Origin of the sequence: Burkholderia paludis, assembly GCF_000732615.1 — a bacterium.
GTDB classification, from domain to species: domain Bacteria; phylum Pseudomonadota; class Gammaproteobacteria; order Burkholderiales; family Burkholderiaceae; genus Burkholderia; species Burkholderia paludis.
On record NZ_JPGL01000087.1, the window covers coordinates 1 to 17,434 of the forward strand.

The following is a 17,434-nucleotide window of genomic DNA, read 5'->3' on the forward strand; positions in this document are numbered from 1 at the left end:
AGCCCCACCCGCCCCGCGTGCGTGGCCGTTGCGCCACGCGACACTATCGCCGCGATTGAAACTCTCGTTCGGCAATGCAGCAATGGGGCCTTTATAATGCGCGTCTGATACCCATCTATGACGGCATCCCGGTCAACCCGGATCGTACGGCGAGCCCTACCCTGCCCGCCACGGCCGCCTTTTACGGATTCGCACATGTCCACGCCCAAACACGCCAAAGTCCTGATTCTCGGTTCCGGCCCCGCCGGCTACACGGCTGCCGTCTACGCGGCACGTGCCAACCTGTCCCCGGTTCTGATCACCGGCATCGCACAGGGCGGCCAGCTGATGACCACGACCGACGTCGAAAACTGGCCGGCCGACGCGAAAGGCGTGCAGGGTCCGGAGCTGATGGCGCGCTTCCTCGAGCACGCCGAGCGCTTCAACACCGAAATCGTCTTCGATCACATCCATACCGCGAAGCTGCACGAGCAGCCGATCCGCCTGATCGGCGACTCGGGCGAATACACGTGCGACTCGCTGATCATCGCGACGGGCGCGTCCGCGCAGTATCTCGGCCTGCCGTCCGAGGAAGCGTTCATGGGCAAGGGCGTGTCGGCCTGCGCGACCTGCGACGGCTTCTTCTATCGCGGCCAGGAAGTCGCGGTGATCGGCGGCGGCAACACGGCCGTCGAGGAAGCGCTCTACCTGACGGGCATCGCGAAGAAGGTCACGGTGATCCACCGCCGCGACAAGTTCCGCGCGGAGCCGATCCTGATCGACCGCCTGCTGGAGAAGGAAAAGGAAGGCGCCGTCGTGATCAAGTGGGATCACGTGCTCGACGAGGTGACGGGCGAGGATTCGGGCGTCACGGGCCTGCGCATCAAGAACGTGAAGAGCGGCGCGACGGAAGACCTCGCCGTACAGGGCGTGTTCGTCGCGATCGGCCACAAGCCGAACACCGACCTGTTCCAGGGTCAGCTCGAAATGAAGGACGGCTACATCCTGACGAAGAGCGGCCTGCACGGCAACGCGACGTCGACGAGCGTCGCGGGCGTGTTCGCCGCGGGCGACGTGCAGGACAACGTGTACCGCCAGGCGATCACGAGCGCCGGCACGGGCTGCATGGCCGCGCTCGACGCGCAGCGCTACCTCGAAAGCCTGCACGACAAGAAGTAAGCCGCGAAACCGCTCGCGCCGGGCGCTACAATGGCGTCCGCTGCCGCGAAGCGAGCTCGACCGGAAAGCCGCTGCCGCCGTGCAGCGGCTTTTTTTTGCCCGCGCGCCCGAACGCGCCTGTCCTGCGTACCGAATCATGGCGAAGAACCAGCCCCATCCGAGCGATCCCGCGAAGCGACAGATCGCCGCCCGTCCCGCGAACCCCGCGCCGGCCGCCCCGCCGCCCGCGCCCGATCCGGCCGCGCTGCGCGGCCAGGGCCTCGCCGGCCTCGGCGCGCTGCGCGCGAACCTGAAAGGCGAAGCCGAGCGCCGCGAACGCACGCGCGTCGAAACCGCGAAGGCCGAGCGCAAGGCCGAGGCCGACGCGAACCTGTTCCGCAACGAGATCGGCACGATCCAGCCGCTCAATGCACCGCCGCGCGCGGCGGCCGGCCGCACGCCGCCCGACCCGGTGCCGAAACAGACGCAGCGCGACGAGGAAGCCGTGCTGAACGCGACGCTGTCCGACGAATTCGATCCCGAGACGCTGCTCGACAGCGACGACTCGCTGTACTACCACCGCCCCGGCATCAGCCGCGACGTCGTGCGCAAGCTGCGCAGCGGCGCGTGGATCGTGCAGGCGCAGATCGACCTGCACGGGATGCGACGCGACGAGGCGCGCGACGCGCTCGCCGAGTTCATCCGCGAAGCCGGCAAGAAAGGGCTGCGCTGCCTGCGCGTGATCCACGGCAAGGGGCTCGGCTCGATCGGCAAGGAGCCCGTGCTGAAAGGCAAGGTGCGCGCGTGGCTCGTACAGAAGGAAGAAGTGATCGCGTTCTGCGAGGCGCGCGGCAACGACGGCGGCGCGGGCGCGGTGCTGGTGCTGCTGCAGCCGTTCGCGACGCCCGCCGACCGGGGGCCGCGTGCCGCATCCTAGGCTGACGCTCGCGATCGCGATACTGGAGGCGATCGCCACGCTGGCCTTTGCGATCTCGGGTTTCATCGAGGCGCGCAAGAACCGTCTCGATTCGGTCGGCACGTTCGTCGTGGCGCTCGCCACCGCGTTCGGCGGCGGCACGCTGCGCGACATCCTGTTGGAGCGCCGGCCGTTCTACTGGGTCGTCCACGACGACTACGTGATCGCGATCTTCGTGCTCGCGCTGTTCGCGCCGTTCGTGCTCCGCATGCTGTCGCGGCTGTCGGCCGAGCGGCTGCTGCTCGTCGCCGATGCAATCGGGCTCGGGATCTTCAGCATTTCGGGCACGGCGATCGCGCTCGACGCCGAGATGCCGCGCTTCATCGCGGTGATGATGGGCGTGATCACGGGCGTGGTCGGCGGGATCATCCGCGACGTGCTGTGCAACGACATCCCGCTGATCCTGCGCGATTCGCGGCCGTACGCGACCTGCGCGTTCGCCGGCTGCTGGTTCTACCTGCTGCTCGTGTGGCTGCAGTTCGATTCCGTGTACAGCGTGCTGCTCGCGACCGGCTTCATCCTCGTCGCGCGGCTCGCGACGTTCAAGTTCGACGTGCGGCTGCCGCACTGAGCGGCTCGATCCACCGCAGCGCCCCACCTCGGCAGTCCACCGCTTAACTTCGCTCAAGGCGAATCCCCAATGCGGTGTCGAGAACATTATGCCGTTTCGCTCCTTCGAACGTATCAACAGCCCTCACGATGTCGCCGCTCACAGATCAAATGCAACGCGACGACTCCAGGCGGAAATCTCAAAATAAACCGGTTGCAAACATCCGTCGATTACGCAACACTGCGAAAGCATTTAGTAATAAACGTTTATCGGTTAGCTATCCAAATAAATTTGAAGGAGAAATATCGGATGAGGGCATTGACCATCAGGGAACTGGATCTCGTTTCTGGCGCCACTTGGGCAGGTGATATCGCCATGAGTGCGGCAACCGGCTGGGCAGGTGCTGTCGCAGGATTTGGCATCGGCGGCGTGATCGGCGGCCCCGTAGGCGGCATGGTCGGCGGCGCGATCGGTTTTTGAATGGGAGTGGCTGCGAGTGCAGGTTTCTCTGCAAGCGGCGGTACATTCGGACGTGAACCAGCTGGCACGGACTACTCGGGCTGCAACTACCATTAAAATGGCAGACGCTTCACGACACTAAAATACCCGGAAGGAAACTTCGTGAGCATTCAGTTTTCCGTTGGCCCCTTAATATTCGAGAGTCAATATCAAGAAAAGAAGCCTCTTCTTATGAGGAGTGCAGCTTCGACCGCGAATTTCTCCTGGAGAGATGCAAACGAAATTCTTGCAAGAAGCGATGCCTCCTCGAAGGATTTCAAAATTTCATATTTCAGCCATTTCTCAAGATCACAACCATTCGACCTCGTTCCGCTCGACACTCCCGAGAATATTCACTTACACCCGAAAATGGCGATGAAAACAATCCCATTCCTATTCATCCTTCGACTGATTGTTCCAGAGCTGAAATTCACTTCCGAAAATGAAATTCACTCCGTTATCGATAGCGCAAAACTAACCTCGAAAGATCACACAAAGAAACGCTACCGGCAATGCTTCGTTGCGTCCATGTTTGTTCCATTCCTTGTGCTGTTCCCCATCTTCTTTTCACTCAACCTGTTCTCAGCAGGACATAGAATGCTGTTCGTACCGATTCTAACCGCTGTCTCGGTCTACCTGAGCTTACTCATGCTCTCCGTTCTAGGCTCCGTTATATTTGCCCCCGAGGTTCGTAGGAAACTGAAATCCAACCGTCGCTTTCGTCAGGTCGATTGACGTCGTTTCATCAACTCGTGACGATATTTTTTTCCCAGTGACCGAGGAGCTCGCGAAACTCTCTCATCACGCCGGCGGAAGGTACAAGGTGGGAAACGAGATGTTTTTTCGCACTTTTGAAGATTCGGAGCGCGTTCGCCGACGCCCGGAAGTTGCGCGTATCGGCGGTGAGTACCGGCATCGCCCGCCGAAAACGCAAAGGGCCGTCAGAAATATGACGGCCCTTTGCGTTCTCGGCGCGACGTGCGACGTCACGCGATCCGCTCTTCCGACGCCGGATCGAACAGCACGGCCTTCGACACGTCGAACAGCAGCGACTGCGTCTGCCCCGGCTGCGGGTTCGCGGCCGGATGCACGCGGCTCACGATCCGCTTGCCGTTCACCTGGGCGAACACGTGCGTGTCCGGCCCGGTCGGCTCGGTCACGTCGACGCGCACGTCGACCGGCTGCAGGTTCGACGTCTCGCCATGATGCGCGTTGCGCGCGTCGGTGATGCGCTCCGGGCGCAGGCCGAGGATCACCTCGCGGCCGACGTGGCCGTTCATCCGCTTCACGTCGAACGGCAGCTTCAGCGCGCTGCGCGCGAGGCCCGTATCGATCTCGAGCGCGATCCCGCTGCCCTGCTCGACCAGCTTGCCGTTGATGAAGTTCATCGGCGGCGCGCCGATGAAGCCCGCGACGAACAGGTTCGACGGCGAATCGTAGATCTCCTGCGGCGCGCCGAACTGCTGAACCACGCCGTCCTTCATCACCGCGATCCGGTCGCCGAGCGTCATCGCCTCGATCTGGTCGTGCGTCACGTAGACGATCGTCGTGCCGAGGCGCTGGTGCAGCAGCTTGATTTCCGCGCGCATCTCGATGCGCAGCTTCGCGTCGAGGTTCGACAGCGGCTCGTCGAACAGGAACAGCGACGGATCGCGCGCGAGCGCGCGGCCCATCGCGACACGCTGGCGCTGGCCGCCGGACAGCTGGCCCGGCTTGCGGTCGAGCAGGTGCTGGATCTGCAGCATCTGCGACACGCGGTCGACGATCTGCTGCTGCTCGCTCTTCGGCACCTTGCGGATGTTCAGGCCGAACGAGATGTTCTCGCGCACCGTCATCGACGGATACAGCGCGTACGACTGGAACACCATCGCGATGTCGCGATCCTTCGGCGACAGGTCGTTGACGACCTTGCCGTCGATGCAGATCTCGCCGCTCGTGACCGTTTCGAGCCCGGCGATCATGTTGAGCAGCGTCGATTTCCCGCAGCCCGACCCGCCGACCAGGATCAGGAACTGTCCGTCCTCGATCTCGATGTCGACACCCTTCAGGACCGGCACCCCGTTCGGGTAGGTCTTGTACACGTCACGGATGGAAAGGCTTGCCATGCTGTGAATCCTCTGTCTCGTCTCGCGCGGCGCACTGCGGCGCCGCGTCGGGTTCGTTTCGATGCGCCGCGCGCGATGCGCGGCCGGTTCGTCGTATCGGATGAAACCGCGCTTACCCCTTCACCGCGCCCGCCGTCAGCCCGCGCACGAAGTAGCGGCCGGCGACGATGTAGACGAGCAGCGTCGGCAGCGCGGCGATGATCGCGCCGGCCATGTCGACGTTGTACTCCTTCACGCCCGTCGACGTGTTGACGAGGTTGTTCAGCGCAACCGTGATCGGCATCGAATCGACGCCGGAGAACACGATCCCGAACAGGAAGTCGTTCCAGATCTGCGTGAACTGCCAGATCAGGCACACCATGAAGATCGGCAGCGACACCGGCAGCAGGATCTTCGTGAAGATCGTGAAGAAGCCCGCGCCGTCGATGCGCGCGGCCTTCACGAGTTCGGCCGGCACGCTCACGTAGAAGTTGCGGAAGAACATCGTCGTGAACGCGATCCCGTACACGACGTGCACGAACACGAGGCCCGGAATCGTGTTGGCGAGGCCGAGCATCCCCTGCAGGCGCGCCATCGGCAGCAGGATCACCTGGAACGGGATGAAGCAGCCGACCAGCATCATCGTGAACAGCGCGTCCGCGCCGCGAAAGCGCCAGTGCGTGAGCACGTAGCCGTTGAACGCGCCGATCAGCGACGAGATCAGCACGGCCGGAATCACCATCTCCAGCGAGTTCAGGAAGAACGGCTTCATGCCGTCGCAGCGCACGCCGGTGCACGCGCCGCTCCACGCCTTCACCCACGGGTCGATGGTCCAGGTGGTGGGCGGCGTCAGCAGGTTGCCGGTGCGCAGCTGGTCGAGATCCTTGAACGACGTCGACAGCATCACGTAGATCGGGAACAGGAAATACAGCGCGAACAGGATCAGTGCCGCATAGATCACTGCCCGGCTGATCGTCATCTTAGGCTGCATTGCGGGTGCTCCTCGATTCCATATACATCAGCGGCACCAGCACCGCGACGACGGTCGCGAGCATCATCACCGAGGACGCCGCGCCGAGCCCGAGCTGGCCGCGGTTGAACGAAAACGTGTACATGAACATGGCCGGCAGCGACGACGAGGTGCCGGGGCCGCCCGCCGTCAGCGCGACGACGAGGTCGAAGGTCTTGATCGTGATGTGGCAGAGGATCAGCAGCACCGAGAAGAACACCGGGCGCATGCTCGGGATCACGATCTTGCGGTAGATGGTCGGCAGCGTCGCGCCGTCGACCTGCGCGGCCTTGAAGATCTCGGCGTCGACGCCGCGCAGCCCGGCGAGGAACAGCGCCATCACGAAGCCGGTCGATTGCCACACGGCCGCGATCACCACGCAGAAGATCGCCTTGTCCGGATCGTCGAGCCAGCCGAACGAGAAGCTCGTCCACCCCCAGTCGTGCATCACCTTCTCGAGGCCGAGGCCCGGGTTCAGGATCCACTGCCACGCGGTGCCCGTGACGATGAACGACAGCGCCATCGGGTACAGGAAGATCGCGCGCAGCGCGCCTTCGTTGCGGATCCGCTGGTCGAGCAGGATCGCGAGGAACAGCCCGAGCGCGACGCAGACCACGATGAACGGAATCCCGAACCACGCGAGGTTCGCGGCGGAGGTCCACCACACGTCGTTCTGGAACAGATCCGTGTAACGGCCGAAGCCGTCGAATTCGTAGTTCGGCAACAGTCGCGAATTGGTCAGCGACAGATAGCCGGTAATCAGGATGAAGCCGTAGATGAACACCACGGCGATCGCGACGCTCGGCGCAAGCACGAGCTTCGGGATCCAGCGATCGGCGAAGGCCGACATCGGCGACGTACGCCGTGCGGCGGCAGCGCCGGATCCGTTTCCGCTAAGAGGGGCAGCCACTTGATTCGACTCCTGGAACGAGGGCGACGCAGGCCGGGCCGGCGCCAGGTACGGCACGGGCCCGCGGGCGAGCCCGTTTGCTGCACTTGCAAAAACGCCCGGCCGAGTTCGCGTTTCCGGCCGGGCGCCTGTCGCGCGTTACTTGACCTTCGCGGCCTTCGCGAGCGCGGCGACCGCGCTCTTCGAATCCTGCTGCGAGTTCATGAACTTCGTCACGACGTCGGTGATCGCGCCGGCGGTCGCATCGCTCTGCGCCATCCCGTGCGCGAGCGACGGCACGAAGCCGCCCGACTTGATCGCGGTCTGCTCGTCGGCATACGACTTCTTCGCGCAATCGTCGAACTTGTCCATCTTCACGCCGAGGCGAACCGGCACCGAACCCTTCAGCAGGCTGAACTGCTCCTGGAAGTCCGGCGTCATGATCGTCTTCGCGAGCGCGAGTTGGCCCGGCGTCGCGGCCTTCTCGCCCTTCTGCTGGAAGAACACGAACGAATCGACGTTGAACGTGTACGAGTTCGCCGTACCCGGCACCGGCGCGCAGATGTAGTCCTTGCCCGACTTCTTGCCCGCGTTCTCGAACTCGCCCTTCGCCCAGTCGCCCATGAACTGCATGCCGGCCTTGCCGTTGATCACCATCGCGGTCGCCAGGTTCCAGTCGCGGCCGTTGCGGCCGGTATCGAAGTAACCCTGGATCTTGCGCACCGTATCGAACACGGACAGCATCTGCGGCGACGTCAGCGTCGCCTGGTCGAGGTCGACCAGCGCCTTCCGGTAGAACGCCGGGCCTTGCGACAGCACGACGTCTTCCCACAGCGTCAGGTCCTGCCACGGCTGGCCGCCCATCGCGACCGGCTGGATGCCCGCGGCCTTCAGCTTGTCGGCCACCGCGAAGAATTCGGGCCAGGTGGTCGGCACCTTCGCGCCGACCTTGTCGAGCGCGGCCTTGTTGATGTACAGCCAGTTCACGCGGTGCACCGAGAACGGCGCCGCGACGGTGTGGCCCTTGTACTTGATGATCTTGTCGATTTCCGGCGGCAGGTTCTGCTTCCAGTCGCCGGCAGCGGAATCGACGTTGACGAGCACGCCCTGGTCGGCCCAGTCCTGGATCAGCGGGCCCTTGATCTGCGCGGCCGACGGTGCGTCGCCGCTGATCACCTTGGTCTTCAGCGCGGTCATTGCCGCTGCGCCCGCGCCGCCCGCGACCGCGAAGTCCTTCCACACGTAGCCCTGCTTCTGCAGGTCGTCCTTCAGCACGCCGACGGCCTTCGACTCGCCGCCCGAGGTCCACCAGTGCAGCACCGTTACGTTCTCGGCTGCCTGCGCCGCCACGGCGCCAGCCATCAGACCTGCCGCGCAGAGCGCACCCATGATCGAGCGAACTTTCATTACTTATCTCCTCCAGACTGAATCAACTCGTGAGGTTCCCTGACCGGGAACCGGCTTCTTGATAACGACGGGGAAATCGAGCCGCGGGACGCATGCAGCGTACGGGCCGATGACCGGCCGGGCTCTTACAGAAAGCGTGAATCGAGATTCAACGGCGTGTCTCCTCTTTGTGTTTCTGGCCCGCCGCGATGATGCGGCGCGAGCCCGGGGCCGACGGCGCGCGGACGATGCGCGCCATCAATGTCCGATAACATTCGGCACAAGGCGCTCCCAAGGCGAAGCTCGCGCAGCTCATCGACCGCACTTCTTTTTTTCTTCACCCAGGTGCTACCCCTTGCGGCGGATTGTAGTTAAACTACAATTCAGTGTCAAAAATATTTTTATCGCACTACGGATCGCTTCCCAGCACCCCAACCCGGCGGAGACACATGCATACCGATTCCAGCTTTACCTTCGTACTTTTCGGCGGCACCGGCGATCTGTCGATGCGCAAGATCCTGCCCGCACTGTTCGAAGCGCATCGCGCGAACATGCTGGCGGAGAGCGGCCGGATCGTCGCCGTCGCACGCCACGAATCGGATCGCGCCGCCTATCTCGAATGGGTGGACACGCATGTGAAGCCGCACGCGAGCAAGGCGGCCGGCAAGGCGTTCGACGAAACCGCGTGGCAGTCCTTCCTCGAGCGCATCGACTACGTGCAGCTCGACCTCGGCCGCGCGGAAGACTACGTGGTGCTGCGCGACGCGATCGCATCGCTGCCCGGCATCCGCGTGTTCTACCTGGCGACGGGCCCGTCGCTGTTCGTGCCGATCTGCAAGGCGCTCGCGTCGGTGGGCCTGAACGAGGGCTCGCGCATCGTGCTCGAGAAGCCGCTCGGCTACGACCTGCGCTCGTCGAATGCGATCAACGACGCGGTCGGCGAGATCTTCGCGGAAGGCCAGATCTACCGGATCGACCACTATCTCGGCAAAGAGCCGGTGCAGAACCTGCTCGCGCTGCGCTTCGGCAATGCGCTGTTCGAGCCGCTGTGGCGCCGCGAATGGGTCGAGAGCATCCAGATCACGATCGCCGAGGAACTCGGCGTCGAGGCGCGCGGCGATTTCTACGACAATACGGGCGCGCTGCGCGACATGGTGCAGAACCACCTGTTGCAACTGCTGTCGATCGTCGCAATGGAGCCGCCGCACTCGATGGATTCCGACTCGGTGCGCGACGAGAAACTGCGCGTGCTGCGTGCGCTGAAGCCGGTCGATCCGCGCGACATCGGCAAGGTGGCCGTGCGCGGCCAGTATCATGCGGGCGTGATCAAGGGCGCGCAGGTGCCGGCCTACGCGACCGAGCCGGGCGTCAAGCCGGACAGCCAGACCGAAACCTTCGTCGCGCTGAAGGTCGAGATCGAGAACTGGCGCTGGGCCGGCGTGCCGTTCTTCCTGCGCACCGGCAAACGTCTTGCAGACCGCGTCGCGGAAATCGTCGTCAATTTCCGCCCGGTGCCGCACTCGGCGCTCGGCCCGACCGCGCTGCGGCCCGGTTCGAACCGCCTCGTGATCCGGCTGCAGCCGAACGAGACGATCCGCCTGTACTGCCTCGCGAAGCAGCCGGGTGAAGGCATGAACCTCGCGAGCGTGCATCTCGACCTCGCATTCGACCAGTTCTTCAAGGAAGGACAGATGGAGGCGTACCAGCGCCTGCTGCTCGACGTGATCAACGGGCGGCTCGCGCTGTTCGTGCGCCGCGACGAACAGGAAGCCGCATGGCGCTGGGTTGAGCCTATCCTGAACGAATGGGCACGCACGCTGAAGCCGCCGAAGCCGTACGCGGCGGGCACGTGGGGGCCGGCCGCGGCGAGCGCGATGCTCGCGCAGCACGACACCTGCTGGCTCGAGGAAGAAAACTGATGCAAACCGTTGCCGTGCGTGCCACCGCGTCCGGCAACGTGCCCCACGATTCGTACGATTTGAACAGACAAAGCAGTCCGGAGGAGATGTGATCGAGATCCACGCTTTCGACACCCAGGAAGCGCAAAGCGACGCGCTCGCGCGCGCCGTCGGCGATGCGCTGCGCGCCGCGCTCGCCGGCCCCGCGCGCCCGACGCTCGCGGTGTCCGGCGGCACCAGCCCGCGCCCGTTCCTGCAAACGCTGTCGCATGCGGCGCTCGACTGGGCCGGCGTCGACGTGACGCTGGTCGACGACCGCTGGGTGCCGGAGGACGACACGGCCAGCAACGCGCACCTCGTGCGCGACACGCTGCTGCAGCACGCGGCGGCCCCCGCCCGCTTCCTGCCGCTCGTCGACACGCGCAGTGCGCTCGACGCGCACGTCGCCGCGCTGAACGCGAACGCCGACTACCGCGTGCCGAGCGTCGCGGTGCTCGGCATGGGCGAGGACGGCCATACCGCGTCGATCTTCGCCGATGCGCCCGAATGGGATCACGCGATCGCGACGCGCGAACGTTTCGTCGCCGTGCATCCCGGCGCCGCGCCGCATGCGCGCGTGAGCTTCTCGCTCGATGCGCTCAAACGCGTCGACCGGCTGTTCCTGCTGATCGCGGGCGAACGCAAGCGCGCGGTGCTCGACGCCGCGGCCGCATCGCTGCAGAAGAACGCGATTTCCCAACTGGCCAACGACAAGGGGACCCAGCTCGATGTCTACTGGTGCGCAAAGTAAGGCGGCCGTCGCGGGCCAGCATGCCGACGGCCCCCGCCTGCTCGCGGACGTCGGCGGCACCAACGCGCGCTTCGCGCTGGAAACCGGCCCGGGCGACATCACGCAGATCCGCGTGTATCCCGGCGCCGACTACCCGACGCTCACCGACGCGATCCGCAAATACCTGAAGGACGTGAAGATCAGCCGCGTGAATCACGCGGCGATCGCGATCGCCAACCCGGTCGACGGCGACCAGGTCACGATGACCAACCACGACTGGAGCTTCTCGATCGAGGCGACGCGCCGCGCGCTCGGCTTCGACACGCTGCTCGTCGTCAACGATTTCACCGCGCTCGCGATGGCGCTGCCGGGCCTGACCGACGCGCAGCGCGTGCAGATCGGCGGCGGCACGCGCCGCCAGAACAGCGTGATCGGGCTGCTCGGGCCGGGCACCGGGCTCGGCGTGTCGGGGCTGATTCCGGCCGACGACCGCTGGATCGCGCTCGGCAGCGAAGGCGGCCACGCGTCGTTCGCGCCGCAGGACGAGCGCGAGGACCTGGTGCTGCAGTACGCGCGCAAGAAGTTTCCGCACGTGTCGTTCGAGCGCGTGTGCGCGGGCCCCGGCATGGAGATCATCTATCGCGCGCTCGCCGCGCGCGACAAGAAGCGCGTCGCCACGACCGTCGACACGGTCGAGATCGTCGAGCGCGCGCATGCGGGCGACGCGCTCGCGCTCGAGACGGTCGAAGTTTTCTGCGGGATTCTCGGCGCGTTCGCGGGCAGCGTCGCGCTGACGCTCGGCGCGCTCGGCGGCGTGTACATCGGCGGCGGCGTCGCGCTGAAGCTCGGCGAACTGTTCACGCGCTCGTCGTTCCGTGCGCGCTTCGAGGCGAAGGGCCGCTTCACGCAGTATCTCGAGAACATCCCGACCTACCTGATCACCGCCGAGTATCCGGCGTTCCTCGGCGTGTCGGCCATTCTCGCGGAGCAATTGTCGAACCGCTCGGGCGGCGCGTCGTCGGCCGTGTTCGAACGGATCCGCCAGATGCGCGACGCGCTGACGCCGGCCGAGCGCCGCGTCGCCGATCTCGCGCTGAACCACCCGCGCTCGATCATCAACGATCCGATCGTCGACATCGCCCGCAAGGCCGACGTGAGCCAGCCGACGGTGATCCGCTTCTGCCGCTCGCTGGGCTGCCAGGGGCTGTCCGACTTCAAGCTGAAGCTTGCCACCGGCCTCACCGGCACGATCCCGATGAGCCACAGCCAGGTGCATCTCGGCGATACGGCCACCGACTTCGGCGCGAAGGTGCTCGACAACACGGTGTCGGCGATCCTGCAGTTGCGCGAGCACCTGAACTTCGAGCATGTCGAGAACGCGATCGAGATCCTGAACGGTGCGCGCCGCATCGAGTTCTACGGGCTCGGCAATTCGAACATCGTCGCGCAGGACGCGCATTACAAGTTCTTCCGCTTCGGAATCCCGACGATCGCATACGGCGACCTGTACATGCAGGCCGCGTCGGCCGCGCTGCTCGGCAAGGGCGACGTGATCGTCGCGGTGTCGAAGTCGGGGCGCGCGCCCGAGCTGCTGCGCGTGCTCGACGTCGCGATGCAGGCCGGCGCGAAGGTGATCGCGATCACGTCGAGCAACACGCCGCTCGCGAAGCGCGCGACCGTCGCGCTCGAGACCGACCACATCGAGATGCGCGAATCGCAGTTGTCGATGATCTCGCGGATCCTGCATCTGCTGATGATCGACATCCTCGCGGTGGGTGTCGCGATCCGCCGCGCGTCGACCAACGGCGAGCTGCCCGAGGCCGTCGCGCAGGCGAAGGCACGCGCGAACGACGACGAAACGGCCGACGTGCTCGACTGGCTCAGCCACGGTGCGTCGCCGGCGGCGAAGGACGTCGCGCGGGATTGACGCTTCGGCGAAACACCGTCGATTCACGACACCCCGAACGCTGGATTCAGGCCCGGCGTTCGGGGTGTTTCACATGAGCGGCACCGATCCGAACCACACCGCCCCGGCAATCGTCGACGATCGTTTTGCCGATGTCGCCGCGTGATGTCGTACGTTCGTACGCGGACTTATTTTCGAACAAATCCAATTGTCGGCAGTCGCGCAGGCTCAGTAACCTCCTCCACTCCGCGTGATGCCGCCGTCCCGATTGAACGCGAAAAATGGAGTCTGCCTTGAGACAAAATCCGCTGCTACCGTGCGTGATATTTTGGGCACTGACGTTAGCGGCACATGCGAGCCATGCAGCCGGTACAACGTCGACGCCGCAAGCTGACGGCCGAGCCTACGCTCAGAACTACAAGGACATGGTGCTCGCCGAGTGCGTCGCGACCGCTTATCGGAATGAACCGTCTGCCGCCATGGACGCGGGAAGCAGCGCCAGCGCACTGATGGACTGGACATCCTTCGATCTGGAACGGAATCCCGACGCGGGCAAATCGCTGGTCAGTCGTTTTCTTGCACGCGACTACCGCAATCCGATCGTCGAATCCGAAATCAAAGGCGTCAGGTTTGATTTTTTGAAATGCCTGGACCTGTACCACAGCAAGGAACTCGATGCCCAGGTCAAGCGGTTTGTCATCAACCCGAAGCGCAGCTATCGACTCGACAATCGCTCGTCAGACCGTTCCAGGTGATTCGGATGTGTGGAAGCCGGTGCATGGCTCGCATTGCCGACACACGCGCCCCCCGACACCGCGAAACCGCTATTCGACGCGTCCGGCCATTCGCGAGGCGACCAGTAGCAAATAGTCGCCCGGCTGCATTCGTGCCCCCGTCTGTCCCCTTGCCTGCCAACGCTACCGCACCGCTCAAGCCCCGGCTTTCACCGGCCGGCCATGCCAGCGCAGCACGAGATAGCGTCCGGCGAAACACAACACGCCCGACACGCCGATCGTCACGCCCATCGCGAACGGCGTGCCGTCCGCAAGCGCGCCGATCGCGACGCTCGCGATCGCGCCGAGCGCCAGCTGCATTGCGCCGAACACGGCCGCCGACGCGCCCGCGTTGTGTGGATAGCGATGCATGAGGTCGGTCGTGCAGTTCGCGGACAGGATCCCGACCACGCCGACGACGAAGAACAGGCACACGACGATCGACCACAGCCCGCCCCACCCCGTCAGCGCGACGAGCGCGACCGCGAGGGATGCGATGCAGCTCACGAGCGACGCGGCCGCGATGATGCGCAGCGAGCCGATGCGGCCGACGAGCCGCGTGTTCGTGAAGTTGCCGATCATGATGCCGACCACGTTCAGGCCGAACAGCAGCCCGTAGTACTGCGGCGACACGTGGAAATACTCGATGTATACGAACGGGGTCGCGGTGATGTACGAGAACATCGACGCGAACGCCATCCCGCCGCACAGCATGTGGCCCCATGCGACGGGATCGGACAGGATGCGCCCGTACGACGCGAACGACGCGAGCACGGCCGCGCTCTTGCGCCGCTCCTTCGGCCAGGTCTCCGGCACGCGCAGGTACGCGGTGACCGCGCAGACCGCGCCGAACATGGCCAGCACGACGAACACGCCGCGCCAGCCCGAGAACCGCAGGATCTGCCCGCCGATCAGCGGCGCGAGCAGCGGCCCGACCGCGGTGACGATCGCGACCATCGACAGCACCTTCGCCGCGTCGGTCGGCTCGTGCGCGTCGCGCGCGATCGCACGCGACAACACGGACGCCGCGCCGGCGCCGAGCGCCTGCAGGAAACGCACGAGGATCAGCATGTCGATCGAGCTCGACACGAAGCAGCCGATGCTCGCGAGCGTAAACAGCGCGATGCCGCCGAGCAGCACGGGACGGCGGCCCCATGTGTCGGACAGCGGGCCGTACAGCAGCATGCCGATCGAGAAGCCGGCCATGAAGCTCGTCAGCGTGCGCTGCGCGGCGCCGGGGCTGACGGAGAAGCCGTCGGCGATCGACGGCAGGCTTGGCAGGTACATGTCGGTGGCGATCGGCCCGCAGGCGGCGAGCGCACCGAGCAACAGGATCAGCCGGGCATCGGGCCGGCGTCGGACGACGTGAGACATGGGTATCCGGAATGAAGCCCGCGCGCATCGGGGTGCGCGTGGCGGTGAAGACGGGGGGCGCGCGCGTTGGACGCGTGTCCAGCCCATGATTGTACGCGCAACTTTCTCGGATGCCCCCGGCCGTGCCGCGGCGCACGGCCGGCAAGCGCCGACCGGCGCGGCGCTTGCCGCGCGGGAGCGTGCACGCGGATTCGATTAAGCTTGCGGCTCCACGCCTCTTTTGTCCGATCCATTCGACGCACGTCCCACCGATGACCGCTTTCCTGCTGATCTGGAGCCCAAAGAAATGGCCCTGGCCCGAACTGCCCGACGTCGCCGCGCGCGTGAAGGCCGGCGAGGCCGTACATGACGTGTGGGGCTGCGGCTTCGCGCGCGGCATCCTGCCGGGCGACCGCGTGTTCCTGCACCGCGTCGCGCAAGCGCCCAAGGGCGTGTTCGGCTCCGGCTACGTGACGCGCGCACCGTACGAGGTACCCGATCCGTCGACGAAACGCGGCTACCGGCTGTGCATCGACTTCGTGTACGACTGGCTGGTCGACGCGCACCAGGACGTCGTGATCACGCGCGACGCGCTTCGCGTGCATCCCTACTCGGTGCAGACCTGGGATGCGCAGAGCTCCGGCACGGCGATCAAGCCGATGGTCGAAGGCCCGCTCGAGAAGCGCTGGGCCGAGCTGACCGGCAAGCGCAAGCCGCCGCCCCTGCCCGATCGATAACGGGGCCTGATTGCCTCGCCCCCCCTTTCGGTCCGCAGCCCCTCGCGCGCCGAAAGGCCGCAGACCCGGCCGCGGGCCCGCCGCGCGCGTCTCCGGTACAATCGGACGGATCGTTCCGCCCAGGCGCCGCGGCCCGTGCACAGGCCCCCCGCGCCCTTCTCTCGCAGGTTTCGTCCATGTCCAACAATCAGATCCTCTTCGAACGCGCCCAGAAGACCATTCCCGGCGGCGTCAACTCGCCGGTGCGCGCATTCCGTTCGGTCGGCGGCACGCCGCGTTTCGTCGCGCGCGCGCAAGGCCCGTATTTCTGGGATGCCGACGGCAAGCAGTACATCGACTACATCGGCTCGTGGGGCCCGATGATCGTCGGCCACGTCCATCCGGAAGTCCTGTCGGCCGTGCAGAACGTGCTCGCCGACGGCTTCTCGTTCGGTGCGCCGACCGAAGCCGAGATCGAGATCGCCGAAGAGATCTGCAAGCTCGTGCCGTCGATCGAGCAGGTGCGGATGGTGTCGAGCGGCACCGAGGCCACGATGAGCGCGCTGCGTCTCGCGCGCGGCTTCACGGGCCGCAGCCGCATCGTCAAGTTCGAGGGCTGCTACCACGGCCACGCGGACAGCCTGCTCGTGAAGGCCGGCTCGGGCCTGCTGACCTTCGGCAACCCGACGTCGGCCGGCGTCCCGGCGGACATCGCGAAGCACACGACCGTCCTCGAATACAACAACGTCGCCGCGCTCGAGGAAGCGTTCGGCGCGTTCGGCGACGAGATCGCCGCCGTGATCGTCGAGCCGGTCGCCGGCAACATGAACCTCGTGCGCGGCACGCCCGAATTCCTGAACGCACTGCGCGCGCTGTGCACGAAGCACGGCGCCGTGCTGATCTTCGACGAGGTGATGTGCGGTTTCCGCGTCGCGCTCGGCGGCGCGCAGGCGTACTACGGGATCGCGGCCGACCTCACCTGCCTCGGCAAGGTGATCGGCGGCGGGATGCCGGCCGCCGCGTTCGGCGGACGGCGCGACATCATGGCCCATCTGGCGCCGCTCGGCGGCGTCTATCAGGCCGGCACGCTGTCGGGCAACCCGATCGCGGTCGCCGCGGGCCTGAAGACGCTGCAACTGATCCAGGCGCCCGGCTTCTACGACGCGCTCACCGCGCAGACCAAGCGCCTCGCCGACGGCCTCGCGGCCGAAGCGCGCGCCGCCGGCGTGCCGTTCGCGGCCGATTCGATCGGCGCGATGTTCGGCCTCTACTTCGCCGAGCGCGTGCCGGCGAGCTTCGCCGAAGTCACGCAGAGCGACACCGGGCGCTTCAACCGCTTCTTCCACCTGATGCTCGACGAGGGCGTGTACTTCGCGCCGTCCGCGTACGAAGCCGGCTTCGTGTCGAGCACGCACGACGATGCGGTGATCGACGCGACGCTCGCGGCCGCGCGCCGCGCCTTCGCGGCACTCGCCGCCTGACCCGGGCCT

Annotated in this window: 16 protein-coding genes; 11 read left to right on the forward strand and 5 right to left on the reverse strand. The window is 65.7% G+C overall.

Features of this window, described 5'->3' with window-relative positions:
* The first annotated feature begins 195 nt into the window (after window positions 1-195).
* The 5 genes from trxB to GQ56_RS45120 all read left to right on the forward strand — a co-directional run bounded on the left by trxB (window position 196) and on the right by GQ56_RS45120 (window position 3,896).
* Window positions 196-1,158, forward strand: a complete 963-nt coding sequence (gene trxB, locus GQ56_RS0135740; RefSeq protein WP_031403208.1) for a thioredoxin-disulfide reductase — start codon at window positions 196-198, stop codon at window positions 1,156-1,158.
* 136 nt (window positions 1,159-1,294) lie between these two features.
* Window positions 1,295-2,074, forward strand: coding sequence for a Smr/MutS family protein (locus GQ56_RS0135745; protein WP_031403209.1), 780 nt, complete (start codon window positions 1,295-1,297; stop codon window positions 2,072-2,074).
* Window positions 2,061-2,684, forward strand: coding sequence for a trimeric intracellular cation channel family protein (locus GQ56_RS0135750; protein WP_031403210.1), 624 nt, complete (start codon window positions 2,061-2,063; stop codon window positions 2,682-2,684). The genes GQ56_RS0135745 and GQ56_RS0135750 overlap by 14 nt, the downstream gene beginning before the upstream one ends.
* A gap of 288 nt (window positions 2,685-2,972) precedes the next feature.
* The gene (locus GQ56_RS45725) at window positions 2,973-3,143 is read left to right on the forward strand and encodes a hypothetical protein (protein WP_161788600.1); all 171 of its coding nucleotides are present in this window, start codon (window positions 2,973-2,975) and stop codon (window positions 3,141-3,143) included.
* A 141-nt stretch (window positions 3,144-3,284) separates the two neighbouring features.
* Window positions 3,285-3,896, forward strand: coding sequence for a hypothetical protein (locus GQ56_RS45120; protein WP_152601956.1), 612 nt, complete (start codon window positions 3,285-3,287; stop codon window positions 3,894-3,896).
* A 251-nt stretch (window positions 3,897-4,147) separates the two neighbouring features.
* Here GQ56_RS45120 and GQ56_RS0135760 read toward each other — a convergent pair whose 3' ends face one another.
* The 4 genes from GQ56_RS0135760 to GQ56_RS0135775 form a co-directional block, all read right to left on the reverse strand.
* A complete protein-coding gene (locus GQ56_RS0135760) occupies window positions 4,148-5,266 on the reverse strand; it encodes an ABC transporter ATP-binding protein (protein ID WP_031403211.1) in 1,119 nt (372 codons plus the stop codon).
* 112 nt (window positions 5,267-5,378) lie between these two features.
* Entirely contained in the window at window positions 5,379-6,236 is an 858-nt protein-coding gene (locus tag GQ56_RS0135765) for a carbohydrate ABC transporter permease (RefSeq protein WP_031403212.1), read from the reverse strand.
* A complete protein-coding gene (locus GQ56_RS0135770; protein WP_031403213.1) occupies window positions 6,226-7,164 on the reverse strand; it encodes a carbohydrate ABC transporter permease in 939 nt (312 codons plus the stop codon). The genes GQ56_RS0135765 and GQ56_RS0135770 overlap by 11 nt, the downstream gene beginning before the upstream one ends.
* A 138-nt stretch (window positions 7,165-7,302) precedes the next feature.
* Window positions 7,303-8,550 (reverse strand): ABC transporter substrate-binding protein, encoded by a 1,248-nt coding sequence (locus tag GQ56_RS0135775; protein WP_031403214.1) that lies wholly within the window; start codon window positions 8,548-8,550, stop codon window positions 7,303-7,305.
* A gap of 428 nt (window positions 8,551-8,978) precedes the next feature.
* Between GQ56_RS0135775 and zwf the strand changes: the two genes are divergently transcribed.
* The 4 genes from zwf (at window position 8,979) to GQ56_RS0135800 (ending at window position 13,857) form a co-directional block, all read left to right on the forward strand.
* Entirely contained in the window at window positions 8,979-10,448 is a 1,470-nt protein-coding gene (zwf, locus tag GQ56_RS0135780) for a glucose-6-phosphate dehydrogenase (protein ID WP_031403215.1), read from the forward strand.
* Window positions 10,449-10,536: 88 nt separating this feature from the next.
* Window positions 10,537-11,217, forward strand: coding sequence for a 6-phosphogluconolactonase (gene pgl, locus GQ56_RS0135785; protein WP_031403216.1), 681 nt, complete (start codon window positions 10,537-10,539; stop codon window positions 11,215-11,217).
* Window positions 11,195-13,123 carry a bifunctional transcriptional regulator/glucokinase gene (locus GQ56_RS0135790; RefSeq protein ID WP_031403217.1) on the forward strand — a complete coding sequence of 643 codons (1,929 nt, stop codon included), beginning with the start codon at window positions 11,195-11,197 and terminating at the stop codon, window positions 13,121-13,123. The genes pgl and GQ56_RS0135790 overlap by 23 nt, the downstream gene beginning before the upstream one ends.
* Before the next feature lie 272 nt (window positions 13,124-13,395).
* Window positions 13,396-13,857 (forward strand): type VI secretion system amidase immunity protein Tai4, encoded by a 462-nt coding sequence (locus tag GQ56_RS0135800; protein WP_235212821.1) that lies wholly within the window; start codon window positions 13,396-13,398, stop codon window positions 13,855-13,857.
* Window positions 13,858-14,031: 174 nt separating this feature from the next.
* On the opposite strand, the gene GQ56_RS0135805 is transcribed toward GQ56_RS0135800, so the two are convergent.
* Complete coding sequence (locus GQ56_RS0135805; protein ID WP_031403219.1) at window positions 14,032-15,249, reverse strand: Bcr/CflA family multidrug efflux MFS transporter; 1,218 nt, start codon at window positions 15,247-15,249, stop codon at window positions 14,032-14,034.
* A 251-nt stretch (window positions 15,250-15,500) separates the two neighbouring features.
* On the opposite strand from GQ56_RS0135805, the gene GQ56_RS0135810 reads away from it, so the two are divergent.
* Both GQ56_RS0135810 and hemL read left to right on the forward strand, forming a co-directional pair.
* A complete protein-coding gene (locus GQ56_RS0135810; protein ID WP_031403220.1) occupies window positions 15,501-15,965 on the forward strand; it encodes a hypothetical protein in 465 nt (154 codons plus the stop codon).
* Window positions 15,966-16,141: 176 nt separating this feature from the next.
* On the forward strand, window positions 16,142-17,425 hold the full coding sequence (gene hemL / locus GQ56_RS0135815) for a glutamate-1-semialdehyde 2,1-aminomutase (protein ID WP_031403221.1): 1,284 nt from the start codon (window positions 16,142-16,144) through the stop codon (window positions 17,423-17,425).
* Window positions 17,426-17,434 lie beyond the last annotated feature (9 nt).